16 protein-coding genes and 1 pseudogene are annotated in these 21,556 nt (G+C 38.7%); 11 read left to right on the top strand and 6 right to left on the bottom strand.

The genetic code is table 11. The features are described 5' to 3' along the window. Positions 1–143: 143 nt before the first annotated feature. A pseudogene (locus HMPREF0013_RS12055) lies at positions 144–1,096 on the top strand (DUF6160 family protein). Between the two features lie 83 nt (positions 1,097–1,179). Here HMPREF0013_RS12055 and HMPREF0013_RS12050 read toward each other — a convergent pair. Continuing rightward, positions 1,180–2,124 (bottom strand): tRNA dihydrouridine synthase, encoded by a 945-nt coding sequence (locus HMPREF0013_RS12050; RefSeq protein ID WP_025464116.1) that lies wholly within the window; start codon positions 2,122–2,124, stop codon positions 1,180–1,182. Positions 2,125–2,208: 84 nt separating this feature from the next. Then, positions 2,209–3,018: a cytochrome C assembly family protein gene (locus tag HMPREF0013_RS12045; RefSeq protein ID WP_002120294.1), complete on the bottom strand. Its 810-nt coding sequence runs from the start codon at positions 3,016–3,018 to the stop codon at positions 2,209–2,211. Positions 3,019–3,158: 140 nt separating this feature from the next. Between HMPREF0013_RS12045 and ffh the strand changes: the two genes are divergently transcribed. Further along, positions 3,159–4,571 (top strand): signal recognition particle protein, encoded by a 1,413-nt coding sequence (gene ffh / locus HMPREF0013_RS12040; protein WP_002120334.1) that lies wholly within the window; start codon positions 3,159–3,161, stop codon positions 4,569–4,571. Between the two features lie 49 nt (positions 4,572–4,620). Here ffh and HMPREF0013_RS12035 read toward each other — a convergent pair whose 3' ends face one another. Further along, the gene (locus tag HMPREF0013_RS12035; protein WP_005803245.1) at positions 4,621–5,355 is read right to left on the bottom strand and encodes a pantothenate kinase; all 735 of its coding nucleotides are present in this window, start codon (positions 5,353–5,355) and stop codon (positions 4,621–4,623) included. 15 nt (positions 5,356–5,370) lie between these two features. Then, complete coding sequence (locus HMPREF0013_RS12030) at positions 5,371–6,123, bottom strand: biotin--[acetyl-CoA-carboxylase] ligase (RefSeq protein WP_019767930.1); 753 nt, start codon at positions 6,121–6,123, stop codon at positions 5,371–5,373. Between the two features lie 30 nt (positions 6,124–6,153). Here HMPREF0013_RS12030 and HMPREF0013_RS12025 point away from each other — a divergent pair, with 30 nt between their 5' ends. From HMPREF0013_RS12025 to HMPREF0013_RS11995, 7 genes are all read left to right on the top strand, one after another. After that, positions 6,154–6,957, top strand: coding sequence for a sulfite exporter TauE/SafE family protein (locus HMPREF0013_RS12025; RefSeq protein ID WP_005803243.1), 804 nt, complete (start codon positions 6,154–6,156; stop codon positions 6,955–6,957). A gap of 256 nt (positions 6,958–7,213) precedes the next feature. Further along, positions 7,214–7,909, top strand: a complete 696-nt coding sequence (locus HMPREF0013_RS12020) for a GntR family transcriptional regulator (RefSeq protein ID WP_002120391.1) — start codon at positions 7,214–7,216, stop codon at positions 7,907–7,909. Between the two features lie 10 nt (positions 7,910–7,919). Continuing rightward, positions 7,920–11,369 carry a chromosome segregation protein SMC gene (smc, locus tag HMPREF0013_RS12015; protein WP_005803242.1) on the top strand — a complete coding sequence of 1,150 codons (3,450 nt, stop codon included), beginning with the start codon at positions 7,920–7,922 and terminating at the stop codon, positions 11,367–11,369. A gap of 1 nt (position 11,370) precedes the next feature. Next, a complete protein-coding gene (locus tag HMPREF0013_RS12010; protein WP_005803241.1) occupies positions 11,371–12,417 on the top strand; it encodes a cell division protein ZipA C-terminal FtsZ-binding domain-containing protein in 1,047 nt (348 codons plus the stop codon). 94 nt (positions 12,418–12,511) lie between these two features. Further along, complete coding sequence (gene ligA / locus HMPREF0013_RS12005; protein ID WP_005803240.1) at positions 12,512–14,551, top strand: NAD-dependent DNA ligase LigA; 2,040 nt, start codon at positions 12,512–12,514, stop codon at positions 14,549–14,551. Positions 14,552–14,803: 252 nt separating this feature from the next. Continuing rightward, positions 14,804–15,268, top strand: coding sequence for a heteropolymeric bacterioferritin subunit Ftn (ftn, locus tag HMPREF0013_RS12000; RefSeq protein WP_001214863.1), 465 nt, complete (start codon positions 14,804–14,806; stop codon positions 15,266–15,268). A gap of 289 nt (positions 15,269–15,557) precedes the next feature. After that, positions 15,558–16,751, top strand: coding sequence for an MFS transporter (locus HMPREF0013_RS11995; protein WP_023187685.1), 1,194 nt, complete (start codon positions 15,558–15,560; stop codon positions 16,749–16,751). A 69-nt stretch (positions 16,752–16,820) separates the two neighbouring features. Here the strand turns inward: HMPREF0013_RS11995 and HMPREF0013_RS11990 are convergent, their stop codons facing one another. Both HMPREF0013_RS11990 and otsB read right to left on the bottom strand, forming a co-directional pair. Beyond that, entirely contained in the window at positions 16,821–18,254 is a 1,434-nt protein-coding gene (locus tag HMPREF0013_RS11990; RefSeq protein ID WP_005803237.1) for an alpha,alpha-trehalose-phosphate synthase (UDP-forming), read from the bottom strand. Beyond that, entirely contained in the window at positions 18,242–19,093 is an 852-nt protein-coding gene (gene otsB, locus HMPREF0013_RS11985; protein WP_005803236.1) for a trehalose-phosphatase, read from the bottom strand. The genes HMPREF0013_RS11990 and otsB overlap by 13 nt, the downstream gene beginning before the upstream one ends. A gap of 356 nt (positions 19,094–19,449) precedes the next feature. Between otsB and HMPREF0013_RS11980 the strand changes: the two genes are divergently transcribed. Beyond that, the gene (locus HMPREF0013_RS11980; protein WP_005803235.1) at positions 19,450–20,181 is read left to right on the top strand and encodes an alpha/beta fold hydrolase; all 732 of its coding nucleotides are present in this window, start codon (positions 19,450–19,452) and stop codon (positions 20,179–20,181) included. Positions 20,182–20,274: 93 nt separating this feature from the next. Continuing rightward, positions 20,275–21,555: an adenosylmethionine--8-amino-7-oxononanoate transaminase gene (bioA, locus tag HMPREF0013_RS11975; protein ID WP_005803233.1), complete on the top strand. Its 1,281-nt coding sequence runs from the start codon at positions 20,275–20,277 to the stop codon at positions 21,553–21,555. Position 21,556: the final 1 nt, after the last annotated feature.

Raw genomic sequence — 21,556 nt, 5'->3', positions numbered from 1 at the left:
ATCGTCACTTTTTTATATAAATTTTATTTTAGTGTGATTGGATTTGCATTCGTCGGGTTATAGAGATAATTGCTTTGTACTTGAATATTATTCTGATAGTCTGAACAAATAATAAGCGTTTGTCTCTTAAGGATTAGAGCGACATGAAGAATAAAAATATAGGATTTTGGCTGCTACTTGTCAGTAGTTCAAGTGTTTTTGCAATGCAACCTTTGGATGATCAAAGCCTTGCAGCAACGACGGGCCAAAATGGTTTAACTTTAGGAATTCAGGCCGATAAAGTTAAATTTAATCAAGTCGCACTCATTGATACTAACGGTATTGCTTCAACTTCTTATAACAGCAAGGCTGGTTTTGTTATTGCTGGAAACTCTACTAATCCAGTTTCTGGTATAGAGTTTATTAAAGCCGCTGTATCGGGTAATCCTTCTTTTAATATTGCAATGGATACCGATGCTGGGGGGGAAATCCTTTTTTAAATTTAGCTATATCTATGGGGAATGATGTAAACGGAATTCGACTTCTACCTTTTTCAGTTTATTTAGCCCCAAGTACATCTTTATCTAGCCCATCCGATTATGCATTAACAAGTTATGCACCAAAATCAATTTTTAGTTCGGGAACGACAGTAAATACGGGTGTAAAAGAAATCATTCGCTCTACTGGAAATCTAGATATTAACTTTGTACAAGCCAATAAACCTCGTTTAAATATTCAACTGGGCCATGCTGCGCAGTCCGTCATGGTTAAATTTGGTGGGGCAATTCAATCTATTTGTTCTGCTGCTACGGGTTGTCCAATTACTTTAGTGTCCGATAATACGGGTGCTACATTTGGGTTTAAGTTTGCAGGAACAAATACCTCAACTGGTTTTGTATTAGATGGTTTTTATGCAGGAGTTGATCCAACTGGATTAACTTTTGGGAATACAGGCGCATCTAGTAAATTTGATGCTTCACTTAATAATGTCACTTTAGGGAATATGGGTACTCAAAATACAACAACGTTTAATAATTTACCTAATGGTTCTATGGGGAGTTTTGGTGTTACTGGCGTTTCTGTAACTGACTTTAAAATGAAAGTAAGCGGCTTTTAAAAAAGAATAATAGCTTAACCTGAAATACGAAAGAGGGCAGTTGTGAAAACAATCGCCCTCTTTTTTTTAAAGGCTATGCCGAGTTAAATAGTATCTGATCTGGTGTGTTCTAATTGTTGAACAATTTCATCTAAAGCTTTAATACGTTTCACCTGATCCCATAATTCTTTCGCTTGAGGATAGGCTTTGGTCATCATGCCTAACCACTGCTTATAACGACCAACCATCCCAATTTCTGTTTTTGCTTGACCGTTTAAAAAGCGAATTTGTAAGTCAACGAGTTGTTCCCAACTAAATAATGCTTCATCCATATTTTGGCGAATGCATTGGGTTAAATCTGGAGTCGTTACCGCACCACGGCCAATCATTAAGTCTTCACAGCCAGATTGTTGCTGACAGGCTCTAGCATCAGCATTGGTCCAGATTTCACCGTTAGCAATGACATTAATTTTTAAAGCTTCTTTAATAGGTAGAATTTTTTCCCAATAAGCTGGTGGTGTATAGCCATCTGCTTTAGTTCGAGCGTGTACAGTTAACCAGCTTGCACCTGCATCTTCGACAGCGTGGGCATTTTCCATTGTATGGTTTTCATCGAGGTAACCTAAACGCATTTTTGCTGAAACAGGAATATGAGCAGGTACAGCATCTCTCACTGCTTTAATCAGCAGATGTACCACGTCTGGTTCATCAAGAAGGACTGAACCACCACGATGTCGATTAACGGTTTTTGCAGGACAACCGAAATTAAGGTCGATTGCAGGTGCACCCAATTCAACAACTTTTGCTGCATTTGCTGCCAGCATATCTGGATTATTACCTAGGAACTGAACATGAACAGGGGTACCGGCTGCTGTTTTACCATCATTTTTTAGTTCAGGACAAAAACTATAATAGATGTGGTCTGGCAAAATACTGTCTGTAACGCGAATAAATTCGGTCACACACCAGTCGAAATCACCAACAGATGTGAGTGTATCCCGCATGATCGGGTCAGTTAAACCTTCCATTGGAGCGAGTATGAGTTTCACAGTCTGTGTCACCTGAGTAAAACGAAAACAGCGTTATACGGGATATGCATAACGCTGTCTAGTATCGATTAAATTATAATTTCTCTAGCGCCCTAAAATCATCTCAAGTACAAATTTACTGCCGATAAATCCAATCGCTAAAAGTACAAAACCCATTAAGGTAAAACGAATTGCTTTTTGGCCTCTCCAGCCAAGTTTGTAATGGCCGATCAGTAATGAGCCATAGATAAACCAAGAAATAATACTAAATACGGTTTTATGAGCGAGATGCTGAGCAAAGAAGCTATCAATTGTTAAAAAACCAAATGTAAGCGCAATCGTTAATAAAATGAAACCTGTAATGATTAGGTCAAATAATAAAGATTCCATCGCTTGAATTGGCGGGAGTAAGTTGACCCAGAAACGTTTTTTTTGTTTCTTTTTGAGTTCACGATTTTGGAACCACATCAAGATCGCATGTATGGTTGCCATCAGTAAAACTGCATAGGCAGAAAGCGAAAGAATGATATGAGTATCAAGTCCTAACGAATGCTGTTCAATAAATTGATCTGGTCGACTAAAGGCAAACCCTAAAATAAGACCAATAGCTGCGACAGGAATGCCTAACAAATTTAATGGCAGAATAGGGCGAAAAGTACTAAAAATTAAGCTTAACAATAACATAAGCCCTGATGTAAAAGACATCAGGTTAAATACATCGTAGTTAATTCCTGCTGGTGTAAGCATGGCATCGCATAAAACTGTGCCGTGCAGTACTAATGCCAAGATAGTAACAAAAGCAAATAACCATGAGTTTGGTTCACGTTTTGACATTAAACGAATAAACAGATACCAGAAAGAAGTGGTATATGCGATGAGTGCCAAAATTGTATAAACCAAGGGGAGGCTAATCATGTCAAACCTTTTTCAGGATTAATTCATCTATATAAGATATAAATTCGCTGCGAACTAAAGTATCCTATAGCATTCTATGCATAAATTTTCTATTTCGAGAAAGATTTTTTTGCAACTAGCCATTTTAAGCGGATTTTGCAATGTTTGATACCTTAACAGAACGACTCACACAGAGTTTAAGAAATGTTACTGGCTCAGGGCAGCTGACCGAAGACAATATTAAAGATACCTTACGTGAAGTACGTATGGCACTTCTTGAAGCCGATGTCGCGTTACCTGTAACTCGTGAATTTATCGCGAAAGTTAAGGAAGAGGCATTGGGCCAAGAAGTGATGACTCAGTTATCACCAGGCCAGGCATTTGTAAAAATTGTTTATGACGAACTCACCAAGATGATGGGTGAGGCGAATGAAACACTTGATTTAAGTGCGAAACCTCCTGTTGTAGTATTACTTGCTGGTTTACAAGGTGCAGGTAAAACCACAACTGCTGCCAAGCTGGCACGTTTCTTAAAAGAACGTCAAAAGAAAAAAGTAATGACTGTCTCTGCCGACGTTTACCGTCCGGCAGCGATTAAACAGTTAGAAACTGTTTCAAATGAAGTTGGTGCAGGCTTTATTCCTTCAGATCCTTCTGAAAAGCCAATTGATATTGTTAATCGTGCAATTGAACAGGCAAAAATCCAGTTTGCTGATGTATTGATTGTCGATACGGCAGGCCGTCTACATGTCGATGCAGACATGATGGATGAAATTAAAGAATTGCATGCAGCAGTTAAGCCGACTGAAACTTTGTTTGTGGTTGATGCCATGACAGGTCAGGATGCTGCAAATACAGCAAAAGCATTTAATGATGCTTTAGCACTTACCGGTGTGATTCTTACTAAAACTGATGGTGATGCACGTGGTGGTGCAGCGCTTTCTGTGCGTGCCATTACTGGTAAGCCAATCAAGTTCTTGGGTATGGGTGAGAAGCTTGACGCTTTAGAACCATTCCATCCAGACCGTGTTGCTCAACGTATTTTAGGCATGGGTGACGTACTTTCTTTAGTCGAAGAAGTTGAACGTAAAATCGACAAAGAAAAAGCCGAAAAAATGGCGAAAAAATTGCAAAAAGGCGGTAGCTTCAACTTTGAAGATATGCTGATGCAATTTGAGCAAATGAAAAAAATGGGCGGTATGATGGGCTTCTTAGACAAGTTGCCTGGCATGAGCGGTGCAGGAATTCAGCAAGCGATTGAGCAAGCGAACCCTGAAAAACAAGTCAAGAAGATGGAAGCGATTATCCAGTCAATGACTGTTAAAGAGCGCCGTAACCCAGACTTGATGAACCCAAGTCGTAAAAAGCGTATCGCGGCAGGTTGTGGTATGGATGTTGCTGAAGTGAATAAACTTATCAAGCAACAAGCACAAATGGCCAAAATGATGAAGAAGTTTGCCAATCCATCTGGTATGAGCAAAATGATGCGTTCATTAGGCAATATGCAAAAGCAATTTGGCGGTGGCGGTGGCGGAATGGGTCCACTGTTTGGTAACAACGACCAAAAGAAATAAATCCATAAAATAAAAGGCGCATATAGCGCCTTTTATTTTGTTGTGTATTTTAGTCTTTAGGATAATGAGCAATATATTGCTGTAGTCCTTTGAGTAAAAGGTCGGTTTCCACCACAGGCTCATATTTTTGTAAGAACTTGGCAAATAGTTTTGCATCACCACCAGTCAGCAGCAGCTTTTTAGGTGATTGCTGCATAATATTTTCAATGGTACTAATCAGGCCTAATAAAATACCGTGATGTACTGCATCTACAGTGTTATTACCCGGATTTAGATTGTCAAAAGCGGAGTCTGGAATTTTAATACCCTTGGTATTTTGAATAAGAGCATCTCGCTGCAAATACAAATTAGGCAGGATGTAACCTCCTAAATGCTGTTTACCTTGAGTTAGGTCAATTGTGAGCGCTGTTCCGCAACCAATAATGCAATAGTTTTCATCTGCTTGAGCTACAGCGAGTACTTGTAACCAGCGGTCAATTCCGAGCTGACTCGGGACTTCATAACCACACTGTAAACCTGCATATTCAGAATGAACTTTGGCAAAAATTACTGGAATTTCAAGCCATTTTAAAATCTGCTGAATACGTTGGTTATTTTCGGTATCGAGTACCGAAGAAATCCCGATTCGATGCAGGCCTTGATGCTTAAAGTGTTGAATTAAACCAAGTAATAAATCGGCAGGGGACTGTAAATGTAGCTCAGCTGCATGTTCAATAATTTGCTGATTTTCAGTAATCCAGTATTTTAAACGGGTGTTTCCGATATCAAGCCATAAACTTTTCATGGGGGAAATACCTGATTACTGAGTTGTTTGTGGTCTTAGGCGACCTTGATAAAACTGCTGTGGTTCTGGAGTTTCAAGAATTACTGCACCTTCATTGGAGATTCCAACGAAACGGCCATGTACCAGTCCCTGACTATGTTCAAACTGAACTAGCTGATTAATCCATGCCGCATGATGGTTAAAACGTCCCGCTAAATTGTAGCAGCCATGATCAAACCAGCGAGCAGCATTTTGAATGGCAACATAGAGCTCTGAAATTAACTCAAGACGACCCATTTGCTCTAGACCTAAATCCTCTAAAGAGGTAATTGGCTGATCACTATCAGTCACTGGTGGTGTTTTTAAATTAATACCTACACCTACAATAGCCTGATGCTGAGACAGTGGTTCGACTAAAATTCCACCCCATTTGCCCTGAGCACTATATAAATCGTTTGGCCATTTCACTTGCAAATTCAGCGCTTGTAACTGGGGGATTTGCAAAATATTCAGAGCAACTTCAAGTGCTAAGCGACCATCTAAGGGTGTTCGAGTTTGCACCAATGTGCTTAAATAAATGTTTCCTTCAGGTGAAATCCATTGCCGTTGATGTTGACCTCGCCCTTGAGTTTGTTGAGCACTGCAAACCAAGCCCGTTGTAATGCCTTTTTGGGCAATTTCACGAATATCATCATTGGTCGAAGTTGTGGTTGCTTTTAATAAAACCACTTCTGGAAGCTGGTTTTTTGCACTTAAAAGTTGTTGTAGTTGGCGAGTCTCTAAATCCATGTTGAATATGAGCAGAGTGGTAAAACATTTATGGAGTTAATCATATATTTACTCATTGGCGCAATTGCTGGTTTTACTGCCGGATTGTTTGGAGTTGGTGGCGGACTAATTATTGTACCAATCCTCTATGTCGTTTTTACCCAATTGCACTACGATCCCGCGGTAATCATGCATATTGCAGTCGGAACATCGCTTGCAACTATTATCGTAACGTCTTTTAGTTCTGTTTCAGCTCATCATAAAAAGGGGGCGGTACTTTGGCCTGTTTTTCGTAATTTAGCGCCTGGGTTAGTGATCGGCTCATTTTTAGGGGCGGGCATTGCCGACCTGATGTCTGGTCAGCATTTGCAACTTCTTATTGGTATTTTTGCAGTTGTGATGGCCTATAGGATGTTTAAAGGAGCACATGTAGTTGTTGATCCAAATCGTCAGCTTCCTTCAACACCTATGCAATTCATGGCGGGTGGTGGCATTGGTATTGCCTCTGCAATTTTTGGAATTGGGGGAGGAAGTTTAACCGTTCCATATTTAAACCGTCATGGCGTGATCATGCAAAAAGCAGTCGCGACTTCTGCCGCTTGCGGTTTACCAATTGCAGTTGCTGGAGCGATTGGCTTTATGTGGTTTGGTGCAAAAGAACAAATCTCAGTGCCTAACACGATTGGTTATGTACATATCTATGCGTTTATTGGCATTAGTGTCATGAGTTTTGTCACAGCGAAGTTTGGCGCAAAGGTTGCTCATGCGTTGTCGCCGCAGATGTTAAAAAAATGCTTTGCTTGCCTCTTAGTGGTGGTAGGCAGTTATTTTATTTATAAAGGTATTATGCACTAGAGACTAAAATCTTAAATTTATAAGACTGTGGTGTAAAAGCTTGAATTTTTAGGAATTTGAGCTTTTTTTATTTATAAAATATAAGAGCGTTCTAATCTTTTATTCATCTGATTTTGGTGTTGTTTTTAAATGAGTTGGCTTAAAATGCAATAAAATTGTCAGACAATGACATAGTTTTTAATCGATGGGATCAGTTAAAAACAAGGATGCGAAAGAAAAGCATGGATTAATGCATATAAAAAGTAGCGGGTGATTTATGAATCTCGAAGACACAGAAAGTCTTTCTGAGCAAATTGTCAAATATATTAGCGAACAGATCATTAGTGGCGAGCTAGTAGAAGGCGAACGTATTCAAGAACTACGTATTGCCAAAGAACTTGACGTTAGCCGAGGATCAGTTCGTGAAGCATTGTTATTATTAGAGCGTACTCATTTAATTGAGATATTTCCACGCCGTGGGGCAATTGTTTCAGAAATGTCTGCACAACAAGTTAAAGCGTTGTTTGATACAAATATGATGTTATTGGGGCATATTGTACAACGCATGAGCGAAACATGGCGTGCGCATGAAGCAGATCAATTACAGTTGTTATTAGAGCAACTTCTTGAGCATGTCAAAGCAGGTGATATCGAAAAATTTTATGATGGGGTCTTCCAATATTTAGCTGAACAGCAAGATATGGTGGGTAATCCTTATCTAATGAAATTTTATAAAGAGTTATTACCTTCATTACGTCGTAGTTATTTTTTGACCTTAAATACCTCTAAGCGGGAACTACAAGAAGCATTTGCATTATTTAAACTCGTGACTGATGCAATTTTAATCCGAAAATCACAACAAGCCGCTTTATTTATGGAAGATTTTTGTCGACACTTACGTAACCTTGTGTTGGAATCGCTGACACGAATGAAACAGATTGAATTGGCTTGGGCAAGACGCTCACGCCGCTAGTTAGGGCATTATGCGTTTAAGCAGTTTAAAACTTTCCGGCTTTAAATCTTTTGCAGATAGTACAACCTTAAATTTTAAGGCGAACCGCACAGCAGTGGTTGGCCCAAATGGTTGTGGCAAATCCAATGTAATTGATGCGATCCGCTGGGTGATGGGGGAGTCAAACGCTCGTCAGCTCCGTGGTGGTAGCATGCAAGATGTTATTTTTACGGGGACTTCCAAACGTAAGCCCGTTGGTGTGGCCAGTGTTGAGCTACGTTTTGATAATACTTATGGAAAGTTGGGCGGATCATATAATGCTTATAATGAGTTAGCTGTTCGCCGTCAGGTGACCCGTGAGGGTAAGTCAGAATATTTCTTGAATGGTACACGTTGTCGCCGCCGTGATATTACAGATATTTTCTTGGGAACAGGCTTAGGACCACGCTCATATGCGGTCATTGAGCAAGGCATGATTAACCGCTTGGTTGATGCCAAGCCTGAAGAAATGCGTGTGTTCATTGAGGAAGCCGCGGGCGTTTCTCGTTATCAGGCTCGTCGCCGTGAAACTTTGCAGCATCTTGAACATACAGAGCAAAACCTTTCACGCTTAGACGATATTGCACTAGAGTTAAAATCGCAGCTTAAAACGCTTAAGCGTCAGTCGGAAGCAGCGGTTCAATATAAAACTTTAGAAAGCCAGATTCGTACGCTCAAAATTGAAATTTTGTCTTTTCAGGCAGAGAAAAGTGTACGCCTACAAGAAGAATATACCGTTCAAATGAATGAATTGGGTGAAACCTTTAAATTGGTTCGCTCAGAATTAAGCACGATTGAACATGATTTAGAAGCAACCAGTGCTTTGTTTCAGCGACTTATTCAGCAATCTTCACCGCTACAACAAGAATGGCAACAAGCTGAAAAGAAACTATCTGAACTTAAAATGACTCTTGAACAAAAACAGAGTTTATACCAGCAAAATAGTACGACTCTCGTTCAGTTAGAGCAGCAAAGATTCCAAACTAAAGAACGTTTACAGCTTTCTGAATTGCAACTTGAAACACTGAATAATCAGCTAGAAGAACAAACAGAAGCTTTAACTGGAGTTGAGCATACAGCGACGGAGGCTGAACAAAACTTTGCTGATTTACAATCTCAGCAAAAACAAGCACAACAACAGTTTGAACAAGTAAAAGCTCAAGTTGAAAAACAACAGCAGCAAAAAATGCAGATGTCAGCTCAAATTGAACAGTTGGGTAAAAATGTTCAGCGCATTGAGCAGCAAAAAGAAACTTTGCAGCATCAAGCAAACCAAATTCAATCGCATGTTCATGAAGATGAGCAGAGTGAGCTTGAGCAACTGCAACAACAGTTGCATAGTCAAATTTCGATGCTTGAAACTGAAATTGAGCAGCAATTACTGCATTTAGAGCAATCTCAACAGCAATATCAATCAAGTAAAAATCAGCAGCAAACGCTGAAAACAGAAATCCAAGTTTTATTATCAGAGCAGAAAAACCTAAGCCAGCTTGTTGCAAAGCAAAGTCCAAAACAACATCAAGATACGCTACGTTTAATGCAGACTCTAGAGTTAACAGAGCAAGGTAAACCACATGCGCAGATTGTTGAGAAGTTTTTAGCAAAATGGTTACAAGCTCATATTCTTGAGACTGAACAAGTCTTTCAAGAAGGAGTTGCTCGCCAGCTAAAACCTTCAGAGCAAACAAGTAAATTTAAAGGGAACTTGGCTTGTTTGAATGAGTGGATTGCATCGCCACAGCTATCAATCTTTTCAAATGTAGCGATTGCACAAGATTTGACTCAAGCTTTAAATGAGCAAAAGCAGTTGCAACATGGCCAGTCTGTTTTGACTTTAGATGGCTATCATGTCGGGCAGGATTGGGTGATTGCCCTTATGTATGATGACGAAAGTCAAAGTGCACAAGGTATGCTGAGCCACCGTATTCGTCTAGATGAAATTGAACAAGCTCTTGAAAAGCAACAACCTCAATTACAAGCACTAGATGAAATTGTAGTTCAGCAAAAAGATGAATTAGCGCAATTACAGTCTGGTGTGCAGCACAAACAGCAAGTTGTGAAACAAAAGCAAAAAGACTTACAACAGCTTGATGTGCAAATTGCCAAGCAACAAACCGCAGCACAAGCATTTTTACTGCAAAAACAGCAATTAAAAGATCAACTTGGTCAGTTAGACATGCAGCTTGAAGAAGATGCAATGCAAAAAGATGATCTTGAAATTGATTTGCATGCATTAGCAATTAAGCTCGAAACCATTTTACCTGACTATAAAACTTTGCAATTTCGGGTAGAAGAATTAACAGAGCAGTTAGACGAGCAGCAACAAGCCTTGCAACATCAGCAACAAGAACGTGAAATTTTACGCCGTAATAGCACGCAGACAACTCAACAGATTGAGTTGCTTGAAAAAGATATCTCATTCTTGCAAAGTCAATATCAGCAAATTAATGTTCAAATGGAGCAAGCGAAAAAGTTTGTTGACCCTATTCAATTGGAGTTACCAAATCTTGAGTCAGAGTTTCAGCAACAATTTGCTCAAACTGAAAAGTTGCAAAAGAACTGGAATGAATGGCAGCTTGAACTCAATAGTGTGCAGGAAAAACAGCAGACTTTGACCGATCAGCGTCATCAATATCAACAAAAAGATGAGCAGCTTAGAGAACAACTTGAAGCGAAACGGTTGGCATGGCAAGCAGCCAAGTCAGATCGTGAGCATTATCAAGAGCAGCTTAAAGATCTAAATGCCGAACTCCAAAAAGGCTTACAAATAGATTTAGCCGAGCACCAGCAAAAACTGGAAAAAGTACAGAAACAGTTTGAAAAAATTGGAGCAGTTAACCTTGCCGCTTCACAAGAGTTTGAAGAAGTTTCTCAGCGTTTTGATGAGCTGAGTCACCAGATTCAAGATTTGGAAAATACGGTAACTCAATTAAAAGATGCGATGAAAAGCATTGACCAGGAAACCCGTAAGCTGTTTATGACAACTTTTGATCAAATCAATCAAGAGTTGCAAAACCTGTTTCCAAAGGTTTTTAATGGTGGTGAGGCGAGTTTAAGTCTTGAAGATGACTGGCAATCTGGTGTTAAACTGATGGCAAGGCCACCGGGTAAGAAAAATAGTTCTCTAGCATTACTTTCCGGTGGAGAAAAGGCTTTAACAGCGTTAGCATTAGTATTTGCGATTTTTAGATTAAATCCGGCACCGTTTTGTGTACTAGATGAAGTGGACGCACCACTTGATGATGCGAATGTTCAGAGATATTGTAATTTGGTAAAAGAACTTTCTGAACATGTACAATTCATTTACATTACACATAATAAGCTGGCGATGACCATGGCAACTGATTTATTGGGTGTGACCATGCCTGAACCGGGTACATCAAAATTAGTCACTGTCGATTTAGAACAGGCAAAAGAATACGGGTTAGTTTCGGAGTCATAGAATGGAAATCAATACGATTATTGGCATCGTTGTTGCCATTATAATTATGCTAATTGGCTTAAAAATGATTTTAAAAAAGCCAAACCATGCTGAACCCTCATTAGACAGTGATTTGCATATTAATCCTGATAGTAATCAACCGGTTATACCTAGGCACGTGAGAGATCAGCTTGAGAAAACTGAAGCTGAATCTGTAGCGGTGACTAGTGCAGAGCGAGTAGAACCGACTTTAAGCGAAGCTGCGCCGTCACAAGTACCTGAAACAAAACAGTCAGAAATTGAGACCGTAGAACCCGCTAAAGCAATTCAAACTGAACAAACTCAAGCAGTTGTTGAAAACGCTTCTGTAGAAGAAATTAAATCTGAACAAATAGTACCAAGCTCTACCATTCATAAAGATGGTTCAGTTGAGTTGGTTGATACAGTTTCTGTTAAACCGGAAGCTGAAGCTTTAGCAAAAGAAAATCTGGAAGCTGAAAGCGAAAAAACTGAGCCTGAGTTGAGTTTAAACCCGAATATTGAAACTGCCGAAATTGCTGAGTTTGAAGGCGAGAGTAATATTCTGGATGTGCATTTACATGAACAGCAACGTTATGATGATGAAAGTGCATTAGCGATGGCTGAACAGATTATTGCGCTAAATGTGTATCCAAACCCTCGTCGTGCATTGTCTGGCGATAAAGCGCTTAAAGTGCTGTTGAAATATGGTTTACGCTACGGTGAAATGTCTTGCTTCCATCGTTATGAAAATACCGATGAGCCGAGTGTACTCATGTTCTCTGTATTGCGTATGACAGACAATGGACCAGCTGGTTTTGATCTTGAAACTCTATCTACTGAACAAGTTCAAGGGTTAGCATTTTTCCTTGCCCTTCCAAACAGTAAAGCCGTGACTGGTTTTGACATGATGGCGAGTATTGCAGGTTTAATTGCTCGCGAAATTGATGGCAAAGTTTACGATGAGAATAATCTTGAATTTACGCCACAATTAAAAGAGCATTGGCGTCATCATGTGATTGATTATCGTCCGGCACAGGCGACCGCCTAGTTTTAATTTTTTACGTTCGTTGCGATAATTGCAACATATCTAGTCGCAGCTCAGGGTGGAGAAATTTCCACCCTTTTTTATGGTGAATAACATAATGGCAACAACTTCCGTGATCGAACAGATGCGTCAGCTTATTCAACTGATTGCAAAGCATAACCATGCCTACTATGTCATGGATCAGCCGACAATCTCGGACAGTGAATATGATCATTTATTTCACCAGTTAAAAGCTTTAGAAGAGCAATATCCTGATCTTGTTCAATCAGATTCACCAACAACAAAAGTAGGTGGACAAGCACTCTCTAAATTTCAAAGTGTGACTCATGTAGTTCCGATGCTTTCTTTGGGGAACGTTTTTAATCAGGAAGACTTGTTTGCATTTGCACGTCGTGTTGAAGAGCGTTTGCCTAATCAAAAAATACAATACGAAGTCGAACTAAAACTTGATGGTCTTGCGATTTCTCTCTGGTATGAAAATGGTGTGTTAATACGTGGCGTTACACGTGGTGACGGAGAAACTGGGGAGGACATTACGCAGAACATTAAAACGATTCGTAATTTGCCTAAAGTGTTACATTCAGATCACTTTGAAATTCCACGTTTGCTGGAAGTTCGTGGTGAAGTACTTATGCCAAAGTCTGGTTTTGAAAAACTCAATGCTGAACAGGAAGCCAAAGGCGATAAAACATTTGCAAACCCGCGTAATGCCGCAGCTGGTAGTTTAAGACAACTCGATCCTAATATTGCTGCGGCTCGACCTTTAGCATTTTATGCTTACGGCATCGCTCAATGTGAACCTAATCATGGCTTAACTACCATGCATGACAGTCTGCAATGGCTCATAAAACTTGGATTTGAAATTGCTGAACGTCAATATCTTTGTAATTCAATTCAAGAAGTACAGCAACGTTATGAGCAAATTCAGCAAGAACGTTCAGATTTACAAGTTGAAATTGATGGGATGGTTGTAAAGGTTGATGACTTAAAGCAACAGCAACAACTTGGTTTTTTAAGTCGTGAACCACGTTGGGCAACTGCTTATAAATTCCCTGCCCAAGCTGCATTAACTACGGTTGATCAGATTGATTGGCAAGTAGGGCGTACAGGTACTTTGACTCCAGTAGCGCGTTTAAACCCTGTGTTTGTAGGGGGAGTTACGGTTTCCAATGTAACTTTACACAACATTGGTGAGATCCATCGCCTAGATGTACGTGTTGGTGACACGGTGAGTGTTTATCGTACAGGCGATGTTATTCCTAAAGTAGAAAAAGTTTGGCCAGAGTTCCGTCCTGTTGATGCCGAAGTTGTACATTTACCTGAAAACTGTCCTGTTTGTGCTTCACCAGTTGTAATGCCTGAAGGGGAAGCTTTAGCACGTTGTTCTGGTGGACTGTACTGTGCTGCACAGCGTATTGAAGCGATTCGTCACTTCGTATCACGTAAAGCTCTGGATATTGAAGGCCTAGGCGATCGTTGGGTAGAGTCTTTATTACACCTCGATTTGCTCAAAGATGTTGCCGATATTTACCATTTGCACGAACACCGAGAAACTTTACTCGGGATTGAAAAAATGGGCGAAAAATCGGTACAAAATCTGATTGATGCGATTGAAGCTAGTAAAAAGACAACGCTTGCGCGTTTTATTTATGCTTTAGGAATTCGTGGAGTAGGTGAAACAACAGCTCGGATGTTAGCCAATACTTTCCAAACTTTGGAAGCGCTTAAAGCTGCTGATGTTGAAGCTTTAAAGAAAACACCAGATGTTGGTGATATTACTGCAGAATGGATTGCTGACTTTTTCTTGGCACCGCACAACATTGAAGTGCTTGATCGCTTAATTGCTGCGGGTATTCATTGGGATGCACCGACTGCACCAACACGACAGCCATTAAATGGCGAAAGCTGGGTGTTAACGGGCACATTAGAGCAAATGACGCGTGATCAGGCAACTCAAATGCTACAAGCATTAGGTGCGCGTGTAAGCGGTAGTGTATCGAGTAAAACCAAATGTGTTGTTGCGGGTGAGAAGGCTGGTTCGAAATTAGAAAAAGCAGCAAAACTAGGTATTGCTGTTATGAATGAGACTGATTTCTTATCACTTATGGCGAGCTACGGGCAGACTTTAAGCGAATAGATCTACCGAAATAAGAACCATTGATTTTAGTTACAAATTTATAAATTGATGGTTTGAGCCATATTTTAACGCTTGTCTGAACTTATAAATTGGACAAGCGTTTCTTTTTGCAGAGGAAATTTAAATAACTTAAACTGCAAATGCGTATGTTTCTCATTTTAATTTGATAAAAATCATAAACTTAACCATTTTTTGTTTTGCAATCACTTTTAAGATTGCCCATAATAGTTCTCATACGATAGGAGATTTATTATGCGTGGCAATCCAGAAGTCATAGACTATTTAAATATGCTCATTGGCGGAGAATTGGCTGCCCGTGATCAATATCTAATCCATTCTCGTATGTATGAAGATTGGGGTTTAAATAAAATTTATGAACGTATTGATCATGAGATGCAAGAAGAAGCTTCTCATGCTGATGCGATCATTCGCCGTGTATTGTTTTTAGGTGCTAAACCAAACATGCACCGTGAAGATATCAATGTTGGTACAGACGTTGTATCTTGTTTAAAAGCTGATTTGGCGCTTGAATATCATGTTCGTGAAAAGTTAGCGACAGGTATCAAACTTTGTGAAGAGAAGGGCGATTACATTAGCCGTGATATGTTGCGTCAACAATTATCAGATACTGAAGAAGACCATACATACTGGTTAGAAAAGCAATTACGTTTAATTGAGTTGATTGGATTACAAAACTATATTCAATCTCAAATTTAATAAAAAGACCCAGCTCAGGCTGGGTTTTTTATTGGCTCATTTTAATAAAATGAAGTCTTGACTTAGATGTTGATTTTGTCAAATTGAACATATTCAAAGCCTTACTATATAAGGCTTTGGCAGTTACAAAAAAGTCAGAAAAATTGTATCACACCCCCTGTTTTTTTTATGAAATTGTTTATAATTTCGCCAACAAAACCCTTGCCTAGAAATTTAATGAGGCAAGGGTTTTTCTATGGAAAATCGGTTGGTATGGATCGCCAATGATTTTATGGTGAGTTCGCGAAATATGTTATTTACCAAACCTGCTGTTTTAGATACAGCTACTCTCCTAAGTACACAGCGTCTTGCAACACGACTAAGCTTTTTTAGCTTAGGTTTTGCGACTGCAGCTTGGGCACCTCTTATTCCTTTTGCACAGCAGCGTTTAAACCTAAATCATGCCGATTTTGGTTTACTTTTGCTGTGTATGGGTATCGGGTCAATGATTGCTATGCCTGCGACTGGTGCTTTAGTAAAGCGCTGGGGATGTCGTCCGTTAATTGCTTTGGCATTGATGTTGTTAATGGTTTTATTGCCTAGCCTTACGATGTGGAGCAGCATTGTGACGATGGCCGTAGCATTGTTTATTTTTGGATCGGCAGCAGGATGTCTTGGAGTAGCTATCAATTTACAAGCAGTAGTTGTTGAAAAACATAGTGTGCGAGCTCTTATGTCTAGCTTCCATGGAATGTGCAGTCTTGGTGGCTTAACGGGCGCTATGCTTGTGACAGCATTATTGGCAGTAGGGCTTTCACCTCTAATGAGTACTTTATCAGTCGTTATGATTTTACTTGTTATTGGTGGCGTTGCGATTCCATCTTGTTTAACGTCTTTTGAACAGGATGAAAAGCCACTTGAAGATACCACTCAAGCGCCCAAAAAACTTTATCGTCCTGATGGCATTATTCTGCTTATTGGTATGATGTGTTTTATCGCCTTTTTATCAGAAGGTGCAGCAATGGACTGGGGTGGTATTTATTTAACAAGTAAATATCAGCTTAATCCTGCTTTTGCTGGTTTAGCTTACACTTTCTTTGCGCTTAGCATGACGACTGGTCGTTTTGCAGGTCATATCTTGCTTAAGCAATGGGGTGAAAAAAATATTGTGACTTATAGTGCAATTGGAGCCGCTATTGGTATGACTGTTATTGTAACTGCACCAGTGTGGCAAGTGGTTGTATTGGGTTATGCACTGTTAGGATTAGGCTGTTCTAATATTGTACCCGTGATGTTTTCTCGTGTTGGTCGACAAAACAATATGCCTAAAGCAGCAGCACTATCTTTAGTATCAACAATTGCCTATACCGGTTCATTAAGTGGACCAGCTTTAATCGGTTTAATTGGGGAATGGACTGGTTTAAGTACAGTTTTAACAGGCGTCGCTGTATTACTATTTATTATTGCTTTACTTAACCGCTTTACATTAGTAAAGACAAATTAATTTATAAATAATAATCACCAAATAGCGAACATCGAGAAATTGAATTTCTCGATGTTCTTTTATTTAGATTTATAAAACCTGATAAATAGATTGATAATTATCTTGTAATAATCGCTGAGGCTTCATTAGTAAAGTTGGTGTCTTTTCTAAATCATCCAAGAAGTTATTTCGCCAATGGGTCAGATCAGATGATGTTAATCCCTCTATCAATTGTTGATAACGATTAATACGCTCAGCTTTAGACATTTCTAAAGCCATTTTTAAAGCATCCATCATTGCCGCTCTATCTTGCGGGTCAACAATCAAGGCTTGAGACATCTGCTCAGCAGCACCAGCATATTTAGATAAAATGAGCACACCTGGATTTTCTGGGTCTTGAGCCGCAATATATTCTTTAGCTACTAGATTCATCCCATCACGTAGTGAACTGATCCAGCAAATATCTGAATGACGATAAATGTGCATGAGATTATGGTGTTGTACCGTGTCATAGCAGCAATCTACAGGTCTCCAGTCTTCATGCGCAAACTCTTCGTTAATTAACTCCAGCTTGGTTTTAAAACGTTGGAATAAACGCTGATAAGCTGGAATATCGGTACGAGAAGGGATCGCCACTTGAAGATGTCGAACTAAGCCATGATATTCAGGGCTGGTTTCCAAAAAGGTTGCAAATGCATTAAATCTTTCGAGTAAACCTTTTGAATAATCAATACGATCAACTCCAATAATAGTTTTTTGACGTGGAATTTCTTCAAAATTAAACACCGAAGAGGTCGCCAAATCTTGTTGAGCTTGCTTTTGTATAAGTTCAGGCTGAACACCAATTGGGTAAGATTTAATTAATATTTGACGTTTTTTATAGCTAATAATATTGCTTTGAATTTTTTGAGCTTCGAGTAAATTCAGACAAGTCTGCATGCAGGTATTTTGGTCAATCTGGGTTTGTAAGCCAATAACATCATATTGGCTCAAGTCTTGAATTAATTCTCGGCCCACTGGAATTTTGCGCCAGATATTGAGGCTAGCAAATGGTATATGTAAAAAGAAACCAATTTTATTTTGCATGCCTAATTCACGGCAGTAACGCGCTACACTAAAAAAGTGATAATCGTGTATCCAAATAAGATCTTCAGGTTGAGCAAGCTGTTTTAACTTTTCAGCAAACAAACGGTTGACCTTTTGGTAGGTGCTATATTCTTGCGCATCATATTCAATTAGATCTTCGCGACTATGCATGGCTGGCCAAAGAACCTTATTTGCAAAACCACAGTAATATTGCGCATATTGTTGATGAGTAAGAGGGCAGGTAATGTAATCAATCCCTTGAGAAGAGGCTTGTTCAAACTCTGGCGCTTCGCTATCGGTAATTTGCTGACCATTCCAGCCTAACCAAATACCATTACTATCATTCAAAGCGTCTTGTACAGCCACGGCGAGGCCACCAGCTGAAGCTTTACCTGATGGCATACTTATCCGGTTCGATAATACGATTAATTTAGACATATTTTTTCTCCATTCTGATTTTGGCTATTTTTGACATATAAGCTTTTTATTTTGTTTTGAAATAAAAAAAGAAAATTCGCGACATTATCAATATCTTTTAATCTATATTTAGCTTGTGTTTCACCGGAACCCACTTTAATCGTGAGGCCAGATTGCTGATTAATAAATACAAAACCTGATTCATCTGTTAAATCATCGCCTATAAAAATAGGTAATACGGAAGGTAAATTAAGATGATTTAATATGGTTTTTATTGCTTTACCTTTATCAGCTTGATTTGGAATTAACTCAATAACAAATTTTCCTTTATTTAATTTTAATTGAGGATAATTAGAGCTAATCTGTTGCATAATATTAATAGCATGATTTTCTAAATCAGGATTTTTTCGGTAATGTAAAGCAATAGAATAATTCTTATCCTCAATTAATAACTCAGGATATTTCTCGCAAGATTTTTGAATATCTTGTTTTAATTTTTTAAAATTAATTTGACTTAAATCTGGTCGAATATAGTTGTCTGAATCAAGACAAATATCTAAACCATGTAAACCAGCAATTGGAACTTCAATAGGATGTAGTAGTTTGCTTGCTGTATCTACATCACGGCCTGTTACAGCAATAACAGGTATATTTAATTTAGTAATTTTTTTTATAATTTCTAATGTAGTTTGTGGAATAAAACTATGCTCAGGGTTAATTTGAAAGGGTGCGAGTGTGCCATCGATATCCAAAAATAAGCAGTAATTTTTATCTAAAGATAAGTTGTTTATAATATCATTGGGTGTAACAAAAGATGTATTTTTTTCTCTCCCATCAGATATTGTGTTTTGACTGTTCATATTAGCCTTCCTAATACTTTTTGATCAATAATTAATCTTCTAACATTAAAATGAATTGGTGAGTCATTTTTTTTAATAAAAAAACATAAGTATTAACATTAATTACATTGCATAATGGATTTATAGGCGAAGTGTGGAGTATGTTGTTTTCTGATTGGCTTCAATGTTTAGATAATTAAATTTTTGTATATTTACTATGAATAATGCGGGTCTTACTTATCAATATATTTCAGAATATTAACTCATTATAAATGCTTAATCTTATGCTCTAAAATTTACTCTTTATATTGATTTTAAAAGATATTTTAAATCGATATTATTATATAATCTTTATAAAATCGGCTTTGGACAGGCATATGAAGTTACAAAATAAAATTTTATTAATTACAGGTTGGGGAGTAGGAGTGGAGCCTTTGCAGTCCCTTAAATTGCAATTGGAAAAAGCTGGCTATCAAACACAACTTATTAATATTTTTAATATTTTAGATGCTAACTATTGTGCCCAACTTGATTTAGTTGCTGAGGTTGATGTAGTAATAGGTTGGTCTTTAGGTGGACAGTTAGCAACTCAACTGGTTAATACTTTTTATGAACAAACAGGGCAAACTAAAACTTTAATTACGCTCGCTTCAAATCCTTGTTTTGTTACCAACGATAATTGGCAGACTGCTATGCCTGCTGATATGTTTAGTCAATTTAAAACTTCTTTTTTACAAAACCCGCAAGCCACTTTAAAGCGTTTTTATTATTTAATTACACTCGGTTCATCTCAGGCTAAACAAGACTGGATAAGCATGCAAAACATAGCAAATCCGCCTTCAAGTGAATTGCTATCAGAAGGTTTGCAAATGCTTGAGCAACTAAATTTGGTAAATAACTTAAAAAACTATCTAGGTCCGCAGCTTCATGTGTTTGCCGAGCAAGATAATGTCATTCCTTGCAAAATTAGTGAAAATTTCAAGGATATCGCGACAGAAAACATGAGTTATAAAGTATTAGAAGGCGCTACTCATGCTTTTCCATACCTAGAAGTAGATCGAACAATTGAAGAAATCTGCCAATTTTTAACAATTCATCAGCAAAGTTAATAAGCTTTGGTTGATCTCGCAATTTTCTTTCATTCTTAACAGGTTTAACATGTGCTAAATGAAAGATTTAATTGCTGTAAAAGGGTATAGAGGATGACCGATAATTTTGATTTGGAACATATTTGGCATCCATATACCTCAATGACCCAACCTTTACCAACGTTTAAAGTTAAACGTGCCTATGGGGCAACGATTGAACTAGATGATGGTAAGACTTTAATTGATGGTATGTCGTCATGGTGGTGTGCAATTCACGGCTATAACCACCCTGAACTCAATCAGGCAGTGACAGATCAATTACAGGACATGTCGCATATCATGTTTGGTGGTTTAACTCATGATCCTGCCATTGAACTTGGAAAAATTCTTTTAAAAATTACGTCGCCAAGTCTCGATAAAATTTTCTATGCAGATTCAGGTTCGGTTGCCGTTGAAGTTGCATTGAAAATGGCTGTGCAATTCTGGACAGCACAAGGCCAACCGCAAAAAACAAATTTTATTACTACACGTTCTGGTTATCACGGTGATACATGGAATGCGATGTCTGTTTGTGATCCAGTGACAGGCATGCATCAAATTTTTGGTACAAGTTTACCGAACCGTCTTTTTGTAGCAGCACCGCAAACCAAATTTCATGAAGAGTGGAACCAAGAAGATATTGCCGAGCTAGAAGAAGCTATTCAGCAAAATCATGAAAACCTTGCTGCACTGATTATTGAGCCGATTGTACAAGGTGCAGGGGGGATGCGTTTTTATCATCCTGAATATTTACGTCAGGCGAAAGCACTTTGTGAACAATATAATCTGTTATTAATTTTTGATGAAATTGCCACTGGTTTTGGTCGTACAGGTAAGCTTTTTGCTTGGGAACATGCACAAGTTGAGCCAGATATTATGTGCCTAGGTAAAGGGCTAACGGGCGGCTACATGACGTTATCTGCTACTTTAACGACAAAGTATGTAGCAGAAACCATTAGTCGCGGTGAGGCTGGGGTATTTATGCACGGCCCAACTTTTATGGCCAATCCACTTGCTTGCGCGGTCGCTTTAAAAAGTACCCAATTATTAATTGAGCAAGATTGGCAGGCTAATATTGAGCGAATTGAACAACAGCTTAGCCAATATTTAACGCCTTTAAGTCAGCTTGATTATGTTGCCGATGTGCGAGTGCTGGGTGCAATTGGTGTAGTAGAACTCACCTTTAATGTTGATATGAAAACTTTACAGCAACAATTTGTAGACCGCGGAATCTGGATCCGTCCTTTTGGAAAATTGGTTTATGTGATGCCACCGTATGTCATCACGCATCAAGAGTTAAGCGATTTGCTCGAACAATTGGTTGAAGTTGTTCAAACGATGCAGGGAGCGAATTAAG

It is taken from the genome of Acinetobacter sp. SH024, assembly GCF_000163635.1.
GTDB lineage: Bacteria > Pseudomonadota > Gammaproteobacteria > Pseudomonadales > Moraxellaceae > Acinetobacter > Acinetobacter pittii.
This window is presented reverse-complemented; position numbering and strand designations above follow the sequence as displayed.

Excerpts from the sequence above, each read along its gene's own strand:
- ffh (WP_002120334.1), top strand. The coding sequence starts at position 3,159 with ATGTTTGATACCTTAACAGAACGACTCACACAGAGTTTAAGAAATGTT.
- otsB (WP_005803236.1), bottom strand. The coding sequence starts at position 19,093 with ATGAACAGTCAAAACACAATATCTGATGGGAGAGAAAAAAATACATCT.
- bioA (WP_005803233.1), top strand. The coding sequence starts at position 20,275 with ATGACCGATAATTTTGATTTGGAACATATTTGGCATCCATATACCTCA.
- HMPREF0013_RS11995 (WP_023187685.1), top strand. The coding sequence starts at position 15,558 with ATGTTATTTACCAAACCTGCTGTTTTAGATACAGCTACTCTCCTAAGT.
- HMPREF0013_RS12020 (WP_002120391.1), top strand. The coding sequence starts at position 7,214 with ATGAATCTCGAAGACACAGAAAGTCTTTCTGAGCAAATTGTCAAATAT.
- ligA (WP_005803240.1), top strand. The coding sequence starts at position 12,512 with ATGGCAACAACTTCCGTGATCGAACAGATGCGTCAGCTTATTCAACTG.
- HMPREF0013_RS11990 (WP_005803237.1), bottom strand. The coding sequence starts at position 18,254 with ATGTCTAAATTAATCGTATTATCGAACCGGATAAGTATGCCATCAGGT.
- HMPREF0013_RS12025 (WP_005803243.1), top strand. The coding sequence starts at position 6,154 with ATGGAGTTAATCATATATTTACTCATTGGCGCAATTGCTGGTTTTACT.
- HMPREF0013_RS11980 (WP_005803235.1), top strand. The coding sequence starts at position 19,450 with ATGAAGTTACAAAATAAAATTTTATTAATTACAGGTTGGGGAGTAGGA.
- HMPREF0013_RS12045 (WP_002120294.1), bottom strand. The coding sequence starts at position 3,018 with ATGATTAGCCTCCCCTTGGTTTATACAATTTTGGCACTCATCGCATAT.
- smc (WP_005803242.1), top strand. The coding sequence starts at position 7,920 with ATGCGTTTAAGCAGTTTAAAACTTTCCGGCTTTAAATCTTTTGCAGAT.
- HMPREF0013_RS12010 (WP_005803241.1), top strand. The coding sequence starts at position 11,371 with ATGGAAATCAATACGATTATTGGCATCGTTGTTGCCATTATAATTATG.
- HMPREF0013_RS12035 (WP_005803245.1), bottom strand. The coding sequence starts at position 5,355 with ATGAAAAGTTTATGGCTTGATATCGGAAACACCCGTTTAAAATACTGG.
- HMPREF0013_RS12030 (WP_019767930.1), bottom strand. The coding sequence starts at position 6,123 with ATGGATTTAGAGACTCGCCAACTACAACAACTTTTAAGTGCAAAAAAC.
- ftn (WP_001214863.1), top strand. The coding sequence starts at position 14,804 with ATGCGTGGCAATCCAGAAGTCATAGACTATTTAAATATGCTCATTGGC.